General features: G+C 53.0%; 14 protein-coding genes. 9 read left to right on the plus strand and 5 right to left on the minus strand.

Features of this window, described 5'->3' with window-relative positions; all coding sequences use genetic code 11:
* Window positions 1–400: 400 nt before the first annotated feature.
* From polB to rluA, 3 genes are all read left to right on the plus strand, one after another.
* Entirely contained in the window at window positions 401–2752 is a 2352-nt protein-coding gene (gene polB / locus OGY04_RS17405; RefSeq protein WP_286585731.1) for a DNA polymerase II, read from the plus strand.
* A gap of 177 nt (window positions 2753–2929) precedes the next feature.
* Window positions 2930–5836: an RNA polymerase-associated protein RapA gene (rapA, locus tag OGY04_RS17410; RefSeq protein WP_048236149.1), complete on the plus strand. Its 2907-nt coding sequence runs from the start codon at window positions 2930–2932 to the stop codon at window positions 5834–5836.
* An 11-nt stretch (window positions 5837–5847) separates the two neighbouring features.
* Entirely contained in the window at window positions 5848–6507 is a 660-nt protein-coding gene (gene rluA / locus OGY04_RS17415) for a bifunctional tRNA pseudouridine(32) synthase/23S rRNA pseudouridine(746) synthase RluA (protein WP_008786174.1), read from the plus strand.
* A gap of 95 nt (window positions 6508–6602) precedes the next feature.
* Here rluA and djlA read toward each other — a convergent pair whose 3' ends face one another.
* The gene (djlA, locus tag OGY04_RS17420) at window positions 6603–7418 is read right to left on the minus strand and encodes a co-chaperone DjlA (RefSeq protein ID WP_008786173.1); all 816 of its coding nucleotides are present in this window, start codon (window positions 7416–7418) and stop codon (window positions 6603–6605) included.
* A 379-nt stretch (window positions 7419–7797) separates the two neighbouring features.
* Here djlA and lptD point away from each other — a divergent pair, with 379 nt between their 5' ends.
* From lptD to apaH, 6 genes are read left to right on the plus strand one after another with little or no spacing between them, the layout of a single operon-like run.
* Complete coding sequence (gene lptD / locus OGY04_RS17425) at window positions 7798–10158, plus strand: LPS assembly protein LptD (RefSeq protein WP_071446585.1); 2361 nt, start codon at window positions 7798–7800, stop codon at window positions 10156–10158.
* Window positions 10159–10211: 53 nt separating this feature from the next.
* Window positions 10212–11498, plus strand: coding sequence for a peptidylprolyl isomerase SurA (gene surA / locus OGY04_RS17430; protein WP_286585733.1), 1287 nt, complete (start codon window positions 10212–10214; stop codon window positions 11496–11498).
* Window positions 11498–12490 (plus strand): 4-hydroxythreonine-4-phosphate dehydrogenase PdxA, encoded by a 993-nt coding sequence (gene pdxA, locus OGY04_RS17435; protein WP_286585735.1) that lies wholly within the window; start codon window positions 11498–11500, stop codon window positions 12488–12490. Before surA ends, pdxA begins: the two co-directional genes overlap by 1 nt.
* Window positions 12483–13304, plus strand: coding sequence for a 16S rRNA (adenine(1518)-N(6)/adenine(1519)-N(6))-dimethyltransferase RsmA (gene rsmA / locus OGY04_RS17440; RefSeq protein ID WP_003829609.1), 822 nt, complete (start codon window positions 12483–12485; stop codon window positions 13302–13304). The genes pdxA and rsmA overlap by 8 nt, the downstream gene beginning before the upstream one ends.
* 2 nt (window positions 13305–13306) lie before the next feature.
* Window positions 13307–13684 carry a Co2+/Mg2+ efflux facilitator ApaG/CorD gene (gene apaG / locus OGY04_RS17445; RefSeq protein ID WP_003018867.1) on the plus strand — a complete coding sequence of 126 codons (378 nt, stop codon included), beginning with the start codon at window positions 13307–13309 and terminating at the stop codon, window positions 13682–13684.
* 10 nt (window positions 13685–13694) lie between these two features.
* Window positions 13695–14543: a bis(5'-nucleosyl)-tetraphosphatase (symmetrical) ApaH gene (apaH, locus tag OGY04_RS17450; RefSeq protein ID WP_234692549.1), complete on the plus strand. Its 849-nt coding sequence runs from the start codon at window positions 13695–13697 to the stop codon at window positions 14541–14543.
* A 90-nt stretch (window positions 14544–14633) separates the two neighbouring features.
* Here apaH and folA read toward each other — a convergent pair whose 3' ends face one another.
* From folA to OGY04_RS17470, 4 genes are all read right to left on the minus strand, one after another.
* Complete coding sequence (folA, locus tag OGY04_RS17455; protein WP_003018873.1) at window positions 14634–15113, minus strand: type 3 dihydrofolate reductase; 480 nt, start codon at window positions 15111–15113, stop codon at window positions 14634–14636.
* A 198-nt stretch (window positions 15114–15311) separates the two neighbouring features.
* Window positions 15312–17174, minus strand: a complete 1863-nt coding sequence (gene kefC / locus OGY04_RS17460; RefSeq protein ID WP_286585739.1) for a glutathione-regulated potassium-efflux system protein KefC — start codon at window positions 17172–17174, stop codon at window positions 15312–15314.
* A complete protein-coding gene (kefF, locus tag OGY04_RS17465; protein WP_003829618.1) occupies window positions 17167–17697 on the minus strand; it encodes a glutathione-regulated potassium-efflux system oxidoreductase KefF in 531 nt (176 codons plus the stop codon). The genes kefC and kefF overlap by 8 nt, the downstream gene beginning before the upstream one ends.
* A gap of 103 nt (window positions 17698–17800) precedes the next feature.
* Entirely contained in the window at window positions 17801–18034 is a 234-nt protein-coding gene (locus OGY04_RS17470; RefSeq protein WP_003018880.1) for a YgdI/YgdR family lipoprotein, read from the minus strand.
* Between the last annotated feature and the right edge of the window lie 31 nt (window positions 18035–18065).

The following is an 18065-nucleotide window of genomic DNA, read 5'->3' on the forward strand; positions in this document are numbered from 1 at the left end:
TTTCGAATGAAAGTTTTACACTAACAGCTAATAAAAACAAATAAAAATATAATTTTTTCACTAATCCGAGAAATATGTAGCAAAATCAAATGAGCACTATTCCTAAAAATCATAAAAAGTATGAAAACGAACTTGTAATTAACAATTAAAACATAAACAGCGTAATTAATGGAAACTAATGTACAAATACCAGCTATAACATATCTATCTGTAGCCTATCAAAGCTATTTTATTCATATATTGCATATGAAGATAACATTGTCAGGTAGGAATAATTATTTTACTCAGGAAAGCGTATTTCGGGCAGTAACCTCTTCTGAGCATGACAACTGTATAAAATCACAGCTAATCTATCAGAACCAGGCTATAATAATGCCTGGTTTTTTGACGGATACGCAGCGTGGCGCAAGCAGGTTTTATTTTAACCCGGCACTGGCGGGACACCCCGCAGGGAACTGAGGTCTCATTCTGGCTGGCTACAGACGATGGGCCGCTGCTGGTCACGCTCGCGCCTCAGGAGTCGGTCGCGTTTATTCCCACCAGTCAGGTTCCTCGCGTAATGTCATTATTACGCACTGAAAACGGCTATCGCCTGAAATCGCTGCAATTGCAAGACTTCCACCGCCAGCCTGTTTCCGGACTGTATTGCCGCTCACATCGCCAGCTCATGCGATTGGAAAAACTGCTGCGCGAAAACGCAGTCACCGTCTATGAGGGCGACGTACGCCCACCTGAGCGGTATCTGATGGAGCGCTTTATCACCTCCCCTGTTTGGGTCGAAGGCGACAGACATAATGACATGCTGGTGAATGCCCGCCTGAAGCCGAACCCTGACTATCGACCACCGCTAAAATGGGTATCGCTGGATATTGAAACCACGCGCCACGGCGAACTCTATTGCATCGGTCTTGAAGGCTGCGGGCAGCGTATTGTCTACATGCTCGGCCCGCCAAACGGCGACGCCTCTACGCTTGATTTTGAACTTGAGTACGTAGCAAGCCGCCCGCAGTTGCTGGAAAAACTCAATGACTGGATTGCCCGTCACGATCCTGATGTGATAATCGGCTGGAACGTCGTGCAATTCGATTTACGCGTCCTGCAAAAGCACGCCGAACGTTACCGCATTCCCCTGCGTTTTGGTCGTGATAGCAGCGAGCTTGAGTGGCGCGAGCATGGCTTCAAGAACGGCGTATTCTTCGCTCAGGCTAAGGGGCGCCTGATTATCGACGGTATTGAGGCGCTCAAATCCGCGTTCTGGAATTTCTCGTCATTTTCACTGGAAACGGTATCGCAAGAGCTGCTTGGCGAAGGGAAGTCGATTGATAATCCGTGGGACAGAATGGACGAAATTGACCGTCGGTTTGCCCAGGATAAACCCGCGCTCGCCACCTACAATCTCAAAGACTGTGAGCTGGTCACGCGCATTTTTCATAAAACCGAGATCATGCCATTTCTGCTGGAGCGCTCGACGGTCAACGGTCTGCCGGTCGACCGTCACGGTGGTTCGGTTGCCGCCTTCGGCCACCTCTACCTTCCGCGCATGCACCGGGCGGGTTATGTGGCGCCGAATCTCGGTGAAGTCCCCGCGCACGCCAGTCCCGGCGGCTATGTGATGGACTCGCGCCCAGGCTTATACGACTCCGTACTGGTGCTGGATTACAAAAGCCTGTATCCCTCAATAATTCGTACTTTTTTAATCGATCCGGTGGGGCTTATCGAAGGGATGGCGCAGCCGGATCCGGAACACAGCACCGAAGGTTTCCTTGACGCCTGGTTTTCACGCGAAAAGCACTGCCTGCCGGAAATCGTTACTCAGATCTGGCGCGGGCGCGAAGAAGCAAAATGCCGTGGCAATAAGCCACTCTCGCAGGCGTTGAAAATCATCATGAACGCATTTTACGGCGTGCTGGGCACCACCGCCTGTCGCTTTTTCGACCCGAGACTGGCCTCGTCCATTACCATGCGCGGCCATGCGATCATGCGCCAGACCAAAGCGTTAATTGAGGCTCAGGGTTACGATGTCATTTATGGCGATACCGATTCCACCTTTGTCTGGCTGAAAAAGGCGCACTCAGAAGACGATGCAGCCCGAATTGGTCGGGAACTGGTGAGCTATGTCAACACCTGGTGGGCGCAATCGCTGAAGCAACAAAATCTGACCAGCGCGCTGGAGCTGGAATTTGAAACCCATTTTTGTCGCTTTCTGATGCCGACCATTCGCGGTGCAGATACCGGCAGTAAAAAACGCTATGCGGGGATGATTCAGGACGGTGCAGAGCAACGTATGGTGTTTAAGGGACTGGAAACGGTACGAACCGACTGGACGCCGCTGGCCCAACAGTTTCAGCAGGAGCTATACCTGCGAATTTTTCGTAACGAACCTTATCAGGAGTTTGTTCGCGAGACTATTGCCCGTCTGATGGCCGGTGAAATGGATGAACAACTGGTGTACCGCAAGCGCCTGCGCCGCCCGTTAAGCGAATACCAGCGAAATGTTCCACCACACGTTCGTGCCGCGCGACTTGCCGATGAGCAGAATGTAAAACTGGGGCGTCCACCGCAGTATCAGAATCGCGGAACCATAAAATATGTCTGGACGGTCAATGGCCCAGAACCTGTTGATTATCAGCTATCTGTGCTCGACTACGAGCATTATCTGACCCGCCAGATCCAACCCGTTGCCGAGGGAATTCTTCCCTTTATTGACGATAATTTTGCTACACTACTCACAGGACAACTGGGGTTATTTTGACGCGTGACGAAACCGCCGCCATCCAGTACCATAGCGCCCTTTCCATTCCTGGACCCATTTAACACCACTACCACTGATTTATTAGCCTGGTAGCGGGGTCGTATGCTCTCAATAACGGGGATTAGCCCGGAAAATGACGAGTATTGCCTGCAATTAAAGATATAGAGCCGAACATATATGCCTTTTACACTTGGTCAACGCTGGATCAGCGATACAGAAAGCGAATTGGGACTTGGTACTGTTGTCGCCATGGATGCGCGAACCGTCACTTTACTTTTCTCATCGACGGGCGAAAACCGTCTGTATGCGCGCAGTGATTCCCCCGTGACCCGCGTGATGTTCAATCCTGGCGATACGATAACAAGCCATGAAGGCTGGCAGCTGCATGTCGATGAAGTAAAAGAAGAAAACGGCCTGCTTGCCTATATCGGAACCCGCCTGGATACCGAAGAAACCGGTGTCATGCTGCGTGAAGTACTGCTCGACAGCAAACTGGTATTCAGCAAACCACAAGATCGCCTGTTTGCTGGCCAGATTGACCGCATGGATCGCTTTGCTCTGCGCTATCGCGCCCGTAAATTTCAGAGCGAACAATACCGTATGCCGTGGAGTGGTTTGCGTGGCCAACGTACCAGCCTGATTCCTCACCAGCTTAACATTGCCCATGATGTTGGCCGTCGTCATGCTCCTCGCGTTTTACTGGCAGACGAAGTGGGTTTAGGTAAAACCATTGAAGCCGGGATGATCCTGCATCAGCAACTGCTGTCCGGCGCCGCAGAGCGCGTGCTGATCATCGTCCCGGAGACATTACAGCACCAGTGGCTGGTCGAAATGCTGCGCCGCTTCAACCTGCGTTTTGCACTGTTTGATGATGAGCGTTATGCAGAAGCGCAGCACGACGCCTACAACCCGTTTGAAACCGAACAACTGGTCATCTGCTCGCTGGACTTTGCCCGTCGTAATAAACAACGTCTGGAGCACCTGTGTGACGCCGAGTGGGATCTGCTGATTGTCGATGAAGCTCATCACCTTGTGTGGAGCGAAGACGCGCCCAGCCGCGAATATATGGCCATTGAACAACTGGCAGAACGTGTGCCGGGCATCCTGCTGCTAACCGCTACACCGGAGCAGTTGGGCATGGAAAGTCACTTTGCACGCCTGCGCCTGCTGGACCCGAGCCGTTTCCACGATTTCGCCCAGTTTGTTGAAGAGCAAAAAAATTATCGTCCGGTCGCCGACGCCGTCGCCATGCTACTGGCAGGCAACAAGCTGAGTAACAATGAGCTGAACATGTTAGGCGACATGATTGGCGAGCAGGACATTGAGCCGCTATTGCAGGCGGCAAACAGCGATAGCGAAGATGCCCAGAGCGCGCGTCAGGAACTGGTTTCGATGCTGATGGACCGCCATGGCACCAGCCGTGTGCTGTTCCGTAACACCCGTAACGGTGTGAAAGGCTTCCCGAAACGCGAGCTGCATACCATCAAGCTGCCGCTGCCGACCCAATACCAGACGGCGATTAAAGTCTCCGGCATTATGGGCGCGCGTAAAAGTGCAGAAGACCGGGCACGCGACATGCTTTACCCGGAACAGATTTATCAGGAATTCGAAGGTGACACCGGCACCTGGTGGAACTTTGACCCGCGCGTGGAATGGCTGATGGGCTACCTGACCAGCCACCGCTCGCAAAAAGTATTAGTTATCTGTGCAAAAGCCACCACCGCGCTTCAGCTGGAGCAGGTTCTGCGCGAGCGCGAAGGTATCCGCGCTGCCGTATTCCATGAAGGGATGTCAATCATTGAACGTGACCGCGCCGCAGCATGGTTTAGCGAAGAAGATAGCGGCGCCCAGGTAATGCTGTGTTCTGAAATCGGCTCCGAAGGGCGTAACTTCCAGTTCGCCAGCAATCTGGTGATGTTTGACCTGCCGTTCAACCCGGATCTGCTGGAACAGCGTATTGGCCGTCTGGACCGTATTGGTCAGGCGCATGATATTCAGATTCACGTTCCGTACCTGGAAAAAACCGCGCAATCTGTGCTGGTGCGCTGGTACCACGAAGGTCTGGATGCGTTCGAACACACCTGCCCGACCGGCCGTACCATCTATGACACGGTCTATAACAATCTGATCGGCTACCTGGCTGAACCAGAAAATACCGAGGGCTTTGACGATCTGATCAAAACCTGCCGCGAACAGCATGACGCGCTGAAAGCACAGCTGGAGCAAGGTCGCGATCGCCTGCTGGAGATCCACTCTAACGGCGGCGAAAAAGCACTGGCGCTGGCTGAGAGTATTGAAGAACAGGACGACGATACCAGCCTGATCGCCTTCGCCATGAACCTGTTTGATATCGTCGGTATTAATCAGGATGACCGTGGCGACAATTTGATCGTGCTGACGCCGTCCGATCATATGCTGGTGCCGGATTTCCCTGGGCTGCCGGAAGATGGCTGCACCATTACGTTCGAGCGCGATGTCGCCCTGTCGCGTGAAGATGCCCAGTTTATTACCTGGGAGCATCCGCTGATCCGCAATGGTCTGGATCTGATCCTCTCCGGCGACACCGGAAGCAGCACTATTTCGTTGTTGAAAAACAAAGCATTACCTGTTGGTACACTGCTGGTTGAGCTGGTCTATGTTGTTGAAGCGCAAGCGCCGAAACAACTGCAGCTAAACCGCTTCCTGCCACCAACGCCGGTACGCATGCTGCTGGATAAAAACGGCAATAACCTTGCTGCACAGGTTGAGTTCGAAACCTTTAACCGTCAGCTCAGCGCCGTTAACCGCCACACCGGCAGCAAACTGGTCAACGCCGTGCAGCAGGATGTTCATGCCATTCTGCAACTCGGTGAAGCGCAGGTGGAAAAATCAGCCCGTGCGCTGATTGACGCAGCGCGTAAAGAAGCTGACGAGAAGCTGACGGCAGAACTTTCCCGTCTCGAAGCGCTGCGTGCCGTTAACCCGAACATCCGTGATGACGAACTTAGCGCAATTGAAAGCAACCGTCAGCAGGTGATGGAAAGCCTGGATCAGGCGGGCTGGCGTCTCGATGCCCTGCGCCTGATCGTCGTGACGCATCAGTAACGGAGCCATACATGGGGATGGAAAACTACAATCCGCCGCAGGAACCCTGGCTGGTCATCCTGTATCAGGATGACCACATTATGGTGGTCAACAAGCCGAGCGGCTTGTTGTCTGTGCCAGGTCGTCTGGATGAGCACAAAGACAGCGTGATGACGCGTATTCAGCGCGATTATCCGCAGGCTGAATCCGTGCATCGTCTGGATATGGCAACCAGCGGCGTGATTGTAGTCGCGCTAACCAAAGCGGCAGAGCGCGAGCTAAAACGCCAGTTTCGCGAGCGCGAACCGAAAAAACAGTATGTCGCACGCGTCTGGGGGCATCCTGCTCCGGCCGAGGGTCTGGTTGATTTACCGCTGATTTGCGACTGGCCGAACAGGCCAAAGCAAAAAGTGTGTTATGAGACCGGGAAATCGGCGCAGACCGAGTATGAAGTCGTGGAGTTCGCGGCGGATAACACCGCCCGGGTAGTGCTCAAGCCCATTACCGGACGCTCCCACCAGCTGCGTGTGCATATGCTGGCTTTAGGGCATCCTATCCTGGGCGACCGCTTCTATGCTCCGCCGGAAGCTCTGGCGTTAGCGCCGCGCCTGTTGCTGCATGCAGAGATGTTAACCATCACGCATCCCGAATACGGCAACAGTATGACGTTTAAAGTCCCGGCAGATTTTTAAATTCTGAGCCAATTTATGCCAGGGGCGCTTCGCTTGCCCGGCCTACATTCATTAACGTAGGCCGGATAAGGCGCTAGCCGCATCCGGCAATTCAATCACTTGAATCCTTTTTGATCCTTAATCAGCTCGTAAGCTTTTTGGATTTCCTGCGCTTTTTGCTTCGCCATTTCCATCATCTCTGGCGGCAGACCTTTCGCGACCAGTTTGTCCGGATGGTGCTCGCTCATCAGCTTACGGTAAGCCCGCTTGATGGTGGTCGCATCGTCGGTCGTTTTCACACCCAGCACATTGCAGGCGTCTTCCAGCGTCGGGCCGCGTTGCGCCTGCTGCCAGCCACCGCCGCCAGACTGCTGCTGATATCCGCCGCCAAACTGTGCGCCGCCCTGCATCATGCGCAGGAACTGATCAAATTGGGTGCGTGAGATCCCCAACTCTTCAGCAATCACATACAGCACTTCACGTTCGTTAGGATGCAACGACCCATCGGCAAATGCCGCCTGGATCTGAATCTCCAGAAACATGCGGATCAGATCGAATCGACCAAAACAGACGCTGCGAAACTGACGCATCTTTTCACGTAATGGGTAATTATCCGATTTTCCTACCCGGAAGGCATGTTGTGCAGCCGTTCGCGAGTCACCGTGCAAATTCATCCGATCCATCAACTGGCTGGCGATATGTATATCGGCTTCCGTGACGCGACCTTTGGATTTGGTCAGATGTCCCATCACCTCAAAAGTGGTGGCAAAAAACAGCGCCTGGCGTTCACGTTGGTTGGCAAACCACGCCATTTTGCGCATGCGGGCTTTGTCGAACATGTGGCCAACTAACAGCCCCAGAACCACACCCCAGAAGCCGCCGCCCATCATTAAGGCCACGGCTACACCAATTATCTTTCCCCAATACTGCATAGACTCCCCAAATCTTTCCGCTCTCAGCCAGGCTATGTCCCACAATATAAGGTGCTTTTACCGATTTACGGCTGCGGTCAATTGTGGGACATCGCCTATAATTTGCATTATCATACCTGTCATTCAATGCCGTGCCTAACACCACAAACGCTATACCCGTTGGATTTCGAGTTGCAGCAAGGCGGCAACGTAGTGAGTCCCCTGGAGCTTACCCATGTAAGTGACTGGGGTGAACGAGGAAGACAACGAAGATGCAGCTTTAAAGGTGGCGGGTATAAAATGGGCAGGATTAATACTAGCGAAGTGAAGATGAGATAAGTTAGGCTGTGACCGTTTGTCACGCGCGACGCTACTGATGATGGAACAATAAATACAACGTATGAAAAAACGTATTCCCACTCTTCTGGCCACCATGATTGCCAGCGCCCTCTATAGCCATCAGGGCCTGGCAGCCGATCTCGCCTCACAGTGTATGCTGGGCGTGCCGAGCTATGACCGTCCTCTGGTACAGGGCGAGACTAATGAGTTACCCGTCACCATCAATGCCGACAACGCAAAAGGGAATTATCCCGATGACGCGGTGTTTACCGGCAACGTGGATATCGCACAGGGTAACAGCCGCCTGCAGGCCGACGAAGTACAGCTTCATCAGAAGCAGGCTGAAGGCCAGCCGGAGCCAGTACGTACCGTCGATGCGTTGGGCAATGTCCATTATGACGACAATCAGGTTATTCTGAAGGGACCGAAGGGCTGGTCCAATCTGAATACCAAAGATACCAACATCTGGGAAGGTGATTACCAGATGGTGGGCCGTCAGGGGCGCGGGAAAGCCGACCTGATGAAACAGCGTGGGGAAAACCGTTATACCATTCTGGAAAACGGTAGCTTTACCTCCTGTCTGCCAGGTTCCGATACCTGGAGCGTCGTCGGTAGCGAAGTTATCCACGACCGTGAAGAACAGGTCGCGGAGATCTGGAACGCCCGTTTTAAACTGGGTCCGGTTCCGGTCTTTTATAGTCCTTATTTACAGTTACCCGTCGGCGATAAACGCCGTTCCGGTTTCCTGATCCCGAACGCAAAATATTCCACCAATAACTATTTTGAGTTCTACCTCCCGTATTACTGGAACATTGCGCCCAATATGGACGCCACTATCACGCCACATTATATGCACCGTCGTGGCGGGATCATGTGGGAGAACGAATTCCGCTACCTCACCCAGGCGGGTGCGGGCTTGATGGAGTTCGACTATCTGAATTCCGATAAAGTGTACGAGGACGAACATCCGAAGGATGACAATTCACGCCGCTGGCTGTTCTACTGGCAGCACGCCGGTGTACTGGACCAGGTGTGGCGTTTCAACGTCGACTACACCAAGGTCAGCGACACCAGCTACTTTAACGATTTCGATAATAAATACGGTTCCAGTACCGACGGCTACGCCACGCAGAAATTCAGCGTCGGCTACGCGGTACAAAACTTTGACGCTACGGTATCGACCAAGCAGTTCCAGGTCTTCGACGCACAAAACAGTAATAGCTACTCTGCTCAGCCGCAGTTAGACGTCAACTACTACCAAAACGACGTTGGTCCGTTTGATACCCGTATTTATGGCCAGGCGGTCCATTTCGTCAATACCAATGACAACATGCCGGAAGCAACGCGTGTTCACCTGGAACCGACGATCAATCTGCCGTTGTCGAATAACTGGGGCAGTATCAATACCGAAGCGAAGCTGCTGGCGACACACTATCAGCAGACCAATCTGGATTGGTACAACAACAACCCGAGTAACGTTAACAAGCTCGACGAGTCAGCCAACCGCGTCATGCCGCAGTTTAAAGTTGACGGCAAAATGGTATTCGAGCGCGACATGCAAATGCTGGCACCGGGCTATACCCAGACGCTGGAGCCACGCGCGCAGTACCTGTACGTACCGTATCGCGACCAGAGTCATATCTATAACTATGACTCATCCTTGCTGCAATCTGACTACAGCGGCCTGTTCCGTGACCGTACTTATGGCGGTCTGGACCGTATTGCTTCTGCCAACCAGGTGACGACCGGGGTCACATCTCGCGTTTATGATGACGCTGCCGTTGAACGTTTTAATATTTCTGTGGGTCAAATCTACTATTTCACCGAGTCTCGCACCGGCGATGACAACATTAAATGGGAGAATGACGACAAAACGGGTTCACTGGTATGGGCGGGCGACACCTACTGGCGCATCTCCGATCGTTGGGGTTTACGCAGTGGGATCCAGTACGACACGCGTCTGGATAGTATCGCCAACAGCAGCAGCAGTATCGAATACCGTCGCGATGAAAACCGGATGCTGCAGTTGAATTACCGTTACGCCAGCCCGGAATATATCCAGGCGACTCTACCGTCTTACTACTCTACGGCAGATCAGTATAAAAACGGGATTTCGCAGGTGGGCGCGGTGGCAAGCTTCCCAATTGCTGAGCGTTGGTCGATTGTTGGCGCTTACTACTTCGATACCAATGTGAACAAAGAAGCAGATTCAATGCTGGGCTTACAGTACAACTCCTGCTGTTACGCCATTCGCTTCGGCTACGAGCGTAAGCTGAACGGTTGGGATAATACCCAGCAACACGCGATTTATGACAACACGATCGGCTTTAATATCGAACTGCGCGGTCTGAGCTCCAACTACGGTCTCGGCACCAACCAAATGCTGCGTTCGAACATTTTGCCGTATCAAAGCTCTTTATGATCTGATTGATTTACAACGTAATCCGCATTGCGGTTAATTGAAATGGAAAAAGTATGAAGAACTGGAAAACGCTGCTTCTCGGTATCGCCATGATCGCGAATACCAGTTTCGCTGCCCCACAGGTAGTCGATAAAGTTGCAGCCGTCGTCAATAACGGCGTCGTTCTGGAAAGCGACGTCGATGGCTTAATGCAGTCAGTAAAACTGAATGCAGGTCAGGCAGGTCAGCAATTACCGGATGACGCTACGCTGCGTCATCAGATCCTGGAACGTTTGATCATGGATCAAATCCTCCTGCAAATGGGTCAGAAGATGGGGGTGAAAATCTCTGACGAGCAGTTGGATCAGGCTATTGCCAACATCGCCAAGCAGAACAACATAACGCTGGATCAGATGCGCAGCCGCCTGGCACAGGATGGCTTAAGCTATTCAACCTATCGTAGCCAGATCCGCAAAGAGATGACCATCTCCGAAGTGCGTAACAACGAAGTTCGCCGTCGCATCACCATCCTGCCTCAGGAAGTAGATGCCCTTGCGCAACAGGTGGGCAACCAAAACGATGCCAGCACCGAGCTGAACCTGAGCCACATTCTGATCCCATTACCGGAAAACCCAACGTCTGACCAGGTTAACGCGGCTGAAAGCCAGGCGCGCTCTGTTGTTGATGAAGCGCGTAACGGTAGTGATTTCGGCAAACTGGCTATTACTTATTCCGCTGACCAGCAGGCGCTGAAAGGCGGCCAGATGGGCTGGGGACGTATTCAGGAGCTGCCGGGTATCTTTGCCCAGGCGTTAAGCACGGCGAAAAAAGGCGATATCATCGGCCCAATTCGTTCAGGTGTCGGCTTCCACATCCTGAAAGTCAACGATATGCGTGGCCAAAGCCAGAGCATCTCCGTGACTGAAGTTCATGCTCGCCACATTCTGCTTAAGCCGTCGCCGATCATGACCGATCAGCAGGCGCGTCTGAAGCTGGAACAAATCGCGGCAGATATTAAGAGCGGTAAAACTACCTTCGCGGCAGCCGCTAAAGAGTTTTCTCAGGATCCAGGCTCTGCCAACCAGGGCGGCGATCTGGGCTGGGCTGCAGCGGATATTTTCGACCCTGCTTTCCGCGATGCGCTGACCAAACTTAACAAAAGCCAGATGAGCGCCCCGGTGCACTCCTCTTTCGGTTGGCATCTGATCGAACTGCTGGATACGCGTAACGTTGATAAAACTGACGCAGCGCAGAAAGACAGAGCTTACCGTATGCTGATGAACCGTAAATTCTCGGAAGAAGCAGCAACCTGGATGCAGGAACAGCGCGCCAGCGCTTACGTTAAAGTTCTGAGCAACTAATGACTCGTGCTCAACGCGTTGTTATCACTCCCGGCGAACCCGCCGGGATTGGCCCGGACCTGGTGGTTCAGCTCGCCCAGCGCGATTGGCCTGTAGAACTCGTTGTCTGTGCGGATGCAGCACTCCTCAGTGACCGGGCAGCGATGCTCGGTTTACCGCTTTCACTCCTCCCCTACTCTCCAGATACCCCAGCCAAACCGCAATCAGCAGGCACATTGACGCTGTTACCGATTGCGCTGCGGGCACCTGTTGTCGCGGGTCAGTTGGCGGTAGAAAACGGGCAATATGTGGTGGATACGCTGGCTCGCGCCTGCGATGGCTGTCTGCAAGGTGAGTTTGCGGCGCTGATCACCGGCCCGGTTCACAAGGGCGTTATCAATGACGCTGGCGTCCCGTTTACCGGACATACCGAGTTTTTTGAAGAGCGTTCACAGGCAAAGAAAGTTGTTATGATGCTGGCGACCGAAGAGCTGCGCGTTGCCCTGGCAACCACGCATTTGCCGCTCAGAGCCGTTGCCGACGCCATTACGCCCGCCCTGCTTCAGGAAGTGATCGGCATTTTGCATCATGATTTACGCACCAAATTCGGCATTGCCGATCCGCATATTCTGGTGTGCGGTCTAAACCCGCATGCTGGTGAAGGCGGACATATGGGAACGGAAGAGATAGACACCATCATTCCGGTACTCGATGAACTGCGTGCGCAGGGAATGAAATTAAACGGTCCGCTGCCCGCAGATACGCTGTTTCAGCCCAAATATCTCGACCACGCGGATGCCGTGCTGGCAATGTACCACGATCAGGGTCTCCCCGTGCTAAAATACCAGGGATTTGGTCGCGGTGTGAATATCACGCTGGGCCTGCCCTTTATTCGCACATCCGTCGATCACGGCACCGCACTTGAACTCGCGGGCCGTGGACAAGCAGATGTCGGCAGTTTTATTACGGCGCTTAATCTCGCCATCAAAATGATTGTTAATACCAATGAATAATCGAGTCCATCAGGGCCATTTAGCCCGTAAACGTTTCGGGCAGAACTTCCTCAACGATCAGTTTGTGATCGAAAGTATTGTCTCTGCTATCAACCCGCAGAAAGGTCAGGCTATGGTCGAAATCGGCCCGGGCCTGGCGGCATTGACCGAACCAGTAGGCGAACGTCTGGACAAGCTCACGGTCATTGAACTCGACCGCGATCTGGCAGCACGCCTACAGACACACCCGTTTTTAGGGCCTAAGCTGACGATTTATCAGCAAGATGCCATGACCATGAACTTCGGCGAACTGGCACAAACGATGGGACAGCCGCTGCGCGTATTCGGCAACCTGCCGTACAACATCTCCACGCCGCTCATGTTCCATCTTTTTTCCTATACTGATGCCATTGCCGACATGCATTTCATGTTGCAAAAAGAGGTGGTGAATCGTCTGGTTGCAGGGCCAAACAGTAAAGCGTATGGTCGATTAAGCGTCATGGCACAGTATTACTGCAATGTGATCCCGGTGCTTGAAGTACCGCCTTCCGCATTTACGCCAGCGCCTAAAGTTGATTCAGCCGTTGTGCGTCTGGTCCCTCATACGACGATGCCGTACCCGGTTAAAGATGTTCGTGTGCTGAGCCGTATTACCACCGAAGCGTTTAATCAGCGCCGTAAAACGGTACGTAACAGTCTCGGCAACCTGTTTAGCGTTGAAGTACTGACAGAGCTGGGCATTGATCCGGCGATGCGAGCGGAAAATATCTCTGTCGCGCAATACTGCCGGATGGCTAACTATCTGTCAGAAAACGCGCCATCGAAGGAGAGTTAAACATGATCAATTCGCCCCGAGTGTGCATTCAGGTACAAAGCGTCTACATTGAGGCGCAATCCTCACCTGATGATGAACGTTACGTTTTTGCTTACACCGTAACTATCCGCAATTTGGGGCGAGCGCCTGTGCAGCTGTTGGGGCGTTATTGGTTGATCACTAATGGTCATGGCCGCGAAACCGAAGTTCAGGGTGAAGGCGTGGTTGGCGTCCAGCCCCACATCGAACCCGGCGAAGAGTACCAGTACACCAGCGGTGCGGTGATTGAAACACCGCTGGGCACCATGCAGGGTCATTACGAAATGATCGATGAACAAGGCATCGCCTTTACCATCGATATTCCCGTATTCCGACTCGCCGTTCCAACACTCATTCATTAAAACAATAACTATGGCGACATACCTTATTGGCGACGTTCACGGCTGTTACGATGAACTGGTAGCCTTGCTGCATCAGGTAGACTTTAATTCCGAAAAAGACACCCTATGGCTCACCGGCGATCTGGTCGCTCGTGGACCGGGTTCGCTGGACGTTTTGCGCTACGTGAAATCACTGGGCGACAGCGTGCGGTTAGTATTGGGTAATCACGATTTACACCTGCTGGCCGTATTTGCTGGTATCAGTCGTAATAAACCTAAAGACAGGGTCACATCGCTGCTCGAAGCACCGGATGCCGACGAATTACTTAACTGGCTCCGCCGTCAACCGCTGTTGCAGGTAGATGAAGAGAAGAAGCTGGTGATGGCGCATGCCGGTATCACCCCACAGTGGGACCTGCAGACAGCAAAAGACTGTGCTCGCGATGTTGAAGCCGTGTTGTCGAGCGACTCGTATCCCTTCTTCCTTGATGCGATGTACGGCGACATGCCGAATAACTGGACCCCGGAACTCACCGGGCTGGCGCGCCTGCGTTTTATTACCAACGCCTTTACCCGCATGCGTTACTGCTTCCCTAACGGTCAGTTGGATATGTACAGCAAAGAGTCACCAGAAGACGCACCTGCTCCGCTGAAGCCGTGGTTTGCCATTCCTGGACCTGTCAGTGAAGCATACAACATTGCATTCGGGCACTGGGCATCGCTGGAGGGTAAAGGCACGCCAGAAGGCATTTACGCGCTGGATACGGGGTGTTGCTGGGGAGGCGATCTCACCTGTCTGCGCTGGGAAGACAAACAGTACTTCGTGCAGCCGTCAAATCGCCATCTGAATCTGGATCCTGGCGAAGCGGTCAACGCCTGATAGTCGTTTGCCGGATGCGGTGCTCGCACCTTATCCGGCCTACATTAGCTGGATGATAAGGCGTTTCGCCGCCATCCGGCACTTACAGTATTAACGACGTTCCAGAATCTCGAAGCAGTAGCTGTGAGAGTTTTGCGCGTCGGCATCGTGGAATTCACTGAACACCGATTCCCAGTCATCCGGTTCGTAGTCCGGGAAATGCGTATCCCCTTCCACTTCCGCATCAATGTGCGTCAGATACAGTTTCTGCGCTTTTGGCAGGAACTGCTCATACACACGCCCACCGCCAATTACCATAATTTCAGGCTCATCGCCGCAGGCCGCAATTGCTTCATCCACAGACTTCACCCACTGCACGCGATCGTCGGTGCCAGGCTTACTGCTGATGACGATATTTTTACGCCCAGGTAACGGTCGCCCGATGGATTCCCAGGTGTGGCGTCCCATGACAACCGGTTTGTTTAAGGTATTACGTTTAAACCAGGCGAGATCGGCAGGGAGGTTCCACGGCATGGCGTTCTCCATACCGATGACGCGATCTACCGCTAACGCCGCAATCAGACTGATCATTGAATATTTCCCGGATACAAAAAAATTGTCGCCACTATACGGAAAGCGCAATCTTTCGTCGACTGGCGGAAAGAGGATGAACAGGAAAATTTTCCGTTCTGCTGGCGAACCGACCTATTTAAGGTGGTACGCCAGCATTACAGTAGTTCAAAAACAGCCAATTAGCAGTAAAGTTTGCAGAACATCACATTTTTTACCCTATGCTGACGGTTTCACTTCCGGCTCATCGGCGACGTCGCCCGTATGCTTACCTTCATCCGTGCCTTGCCAGCCATGGCGCTGAATTAACGATAAGTGCTGACGATCTTCCGCAATAATTTCACTCAGCATTGCGCTGGTGCGTTTATAAACGGCCGCGCGGGAAGTCGCGTCATTTTCCCCTTTCACCATCTCCTCTACCATCATGGTATTGAATCGGCGGAATACGTCAGCCCGCTCACGTGCCTCATAGCGCCCAAGCCCGAGACCTTCCAGCGCCAGACGTCCGCTCTTCAGTGCACCTTCAAAGGTTTCACGTTCCGGCATATCCACTCCCGCCTGGCGCAGGCGGATGTAATGATCCACGTCGCGCGCACGAGCAATAATTTGCAGATGCGGGAAATGCTCTTTCACCATTTCGGTTAATTGCAGACTGGTTTGCGGATCGTCAATGGCATTAATAATGACTTCAGCTTTCGCCGCCCCGGCAGACTCCAGCAGATCCATCCGGGTCGCGTCGCCATAGAAAACCTTCATCCCGAATTTACGCAGCGTTTCGATATGATCCGGGTCATGATCAAGAACCACCATTTTGACCCCGCTCGACAACAGCAAACGACCGGTTATCTGGCCAAATCGCCCAAACCCGGCGATGATCACCCTAGGTTGTTCCTCATCGATTTCATCGGCTTCGCGCTCTTCCTCAGTCGCCGATTTTTCCAGACGCGTCAAAATCACCAGCAAAATCGGCGTAGCCGCCATCGACAACGCCACCGCCAGCGTCAGCGATTTCGCCCAGTCAGGATCGAGCACATTTGCCATTTGCGCCGCGCCAAACACCACAAAGGCAAACTCACTGCCCTGCCCTAATAATACGGCAAACCAGCGACGCTGCTTGTTCGGCACCTGCAACGGTTTCGCTATCAACCACAGCATGACGGTTTTGATAACCAGGAAACCGACCAGTAGAATGATAATGCGCAAGGGATTATCAATCAGCGTACCAAAGTCGATAGACATCCCTACACCGATGAAAAACAGCCCCAGCAGCAGTCCTTTAAATGGTTCAATGTCGCTTTCCAACGCGTGGCGATATTCAGAGCTTGCCAGCAGCACCCCGGCCAGGAATGCCCCCATCGCCATCGACAATCCAACCTCTTCCAACAGCAGACCGAAGCCAAACACGAGGAACAGCGCAACGGCACTGAACACTTCCCGCAGGCCCGAACGGGCGACAAAACGCAAGGCAGGACGTGTGACATAACGACCTAACAGCACCACCAACACCAGTGCGCCCGCTACCTTAAGGGCAGACAATGCAAACGCCCCAAGCGTTGTTGATGCACCACTCGCTGCCAGTAATGGGATCATCGCCACCAGTGGAATAGCAGCGATATCCTGGAACAGCAGCACGGCAAACGCGCTGCGACCCATTTGCGACACCATCAGGTTGCGTTCATTCATTGCCTGCATAGCGATAGCCGTAGAGGAAAGCGCCAGCGTCATGCCGATCAGCTCCGCTACCTGCCAGCGCAGGCCGAGGAACATACAGAACACACCAATCAGGCCTCCGCAGACCACCATTTGCAATGCGCCGCCGCCGAACACCGAGGCTCGCAGTTTCCACAAACGTTGCGGATCCAGCTCCAGACCAATGACAAACAGCATCAGCACCACACCGATCTCCGCAAAATGCAGGATGGATTCAGCGTCCGTCACCAGCCTCAGGCCCCATGGGCCGATAATGCATCCGGCGATGAGATACCCCAGTACCGACCCGAGTCCCAGCCGTACGGCGATGGGGACAATCAGTGCCGCCGATCCGAGATAAATCAGCGCCTGTATCAGCGTATGGCTATCCATGGTGTGCCTCCTGCCATTCCATCAGACGCTGTTTGTAGTGACGCGCCTGCGCTTGCAGGGTTTCATCATCACAGATAAACGTACAGTGCATCGCAAACGGCGGTAGCCATTTGAGGCCACAATAAAGTGCCGTCGCCTGTAAGGGTTGAGAAAGCACATCAAATCCGGGATGGGAGCCAATATCGAAGTGGTTTTCACCGCCGCCGGTCGTCACCGCCCACAGCAGATGTTTACCGTGCAGCGCAGTACCGCCATGGCCATACGCCCAGCCGTGCGAAAGGACTTTATCCATCCACAGTTTGAGTAATGGAGGTGTGCTGTACCACTGCATCGGATGCTGCCAGATGATCAAATCAGCGCGTGCCAGCGCATCCTGTTCAGCGGCAATATCGATATTGAAGTCGGGGTAGAGCTGGTAGAGCGAGCGGATCTCCACGCCCTCCAGCGTCCTTGCCTGTTCAAGCATCCGCTTATTCGCATGCGAATGCTGCGGATAGGGATGCGCATAAATGATGAGGATCATGATTAGCCTGTTTCACTGCATTATTGTAATAACAGTGAGTTTAGTCACTTAATCCACAGGCTAACAGTCAATATTATTGAGTGGCTGAATGGAGAAAACTGAACTAGTTATCCAGTTCACTCATATCTTTAACCTGATCGCGGTTAATCTGTTCCGTCTTACCCGTTTGCGCATTTTTATACGACACCAGGCCAGTATCATCATCGACTTGCGGTTTGCCGTCAGTGACGATTGTTTTGCCATCGGTGGTTTTAACCGCCTGGTTTGAGGAACAACCGGCCACGGTAAACAGTGCTGCTGCGGTAAAAATTGAGGTGATCAGGATATGTTTTTGCATGGTGTTCTCCCTGCTTTTCAGTTGTTTTCAG

It is taken from the genome of Citrobacter sp. Cpo091 (assembly GCF_030332645.1).
Lineage (GTDB): Bacteria > Pseudomonadota > Gammaproteobacteria > Enterobacterales > Enterobacteriaceae > Citrobacter > Citrobacter portucalensis.

Coding starts and splice junctions, on each gene's coding strand:
- rapA (WP_048236149.1), top strand. CDS start 2,930: ATGCCTTTTACACTTGGTCAACGCTGGATCAGCGATACAGAAAGCGAA.
- rluA (WP_008786174.1), top strand. CDS start 5,848: ATGGGGATGGAAAACTACAATCCGCCGCAGGAACCCTGGCTGGTCATC.
- djlA (WP_008786173.1), bottom strand. CDS start 7,418: ATGCAGTATTGGGGAAAGATAATTGGTGTAGCCGTGGCCTTAATGATG.
- lptD (WP_071446585.1), top strand. CDS start 7,798: ATGAAAAAACGTATTCCCACTCTTCTGGCCACCATGATTGCCAGCGCC.
- surA (WP_286585733.1), top strand. CDS start 10,212: ATGAAGAACTGGAAAACGCTGCTTCTCGGTATCGCCATGATCGCGAAT.
- pdxA (WP_286585735.1), top strand. CDS start 11,498: ATGACTCGTGCTCAACGCGTTGTTATCACTCCCGGCGAACCCGCCGGG.
- rsmA (WP_003829609.1), top strand. CDS start 12,483: ATGAATAATCGAGTCCATCAGGGCCATTTAGCCCGTAAACGTTTCGGG.
- apaG (WP_003018867.1), top strand. CDS start 13,307: ATGATCAATTCGCCCCGAGTGTGCATTCAGGTACAAAGCGTCTACATT.
- apaH (WP_234692549.1), top strand. CDS start 13,695: ATGGCGACATACCTTATTGGCGACGTTCACGGCTGTTACGATGAACTG.
- folA (WP_003018873.1), bottom strand. CDS start 15,113: ATGATCAGTCTGATTGCGGCGTTAGCGGTAGATCGCGTCATCGGTATG.
- kefC (WP_286585739.1), bottom strand. CDS start 17,174: ATGGATAGCCATACGCTGATACAGGCGCTGATTTATCTCGGATCGGCG.
- kefF (WP_003829618.1), bottom strand. CDS start 17,697: ATGATCCTCATCATTTATGCGCATCCCTATCCGCAGCATTCGCATGCG.
- OGY04_RS17470 (WP_003018880.1), bottom strand. CDS start 18,034: ATGCAAAAACATATCCTGATCACCTCAATTTTTACCGCAGCAGCACTG.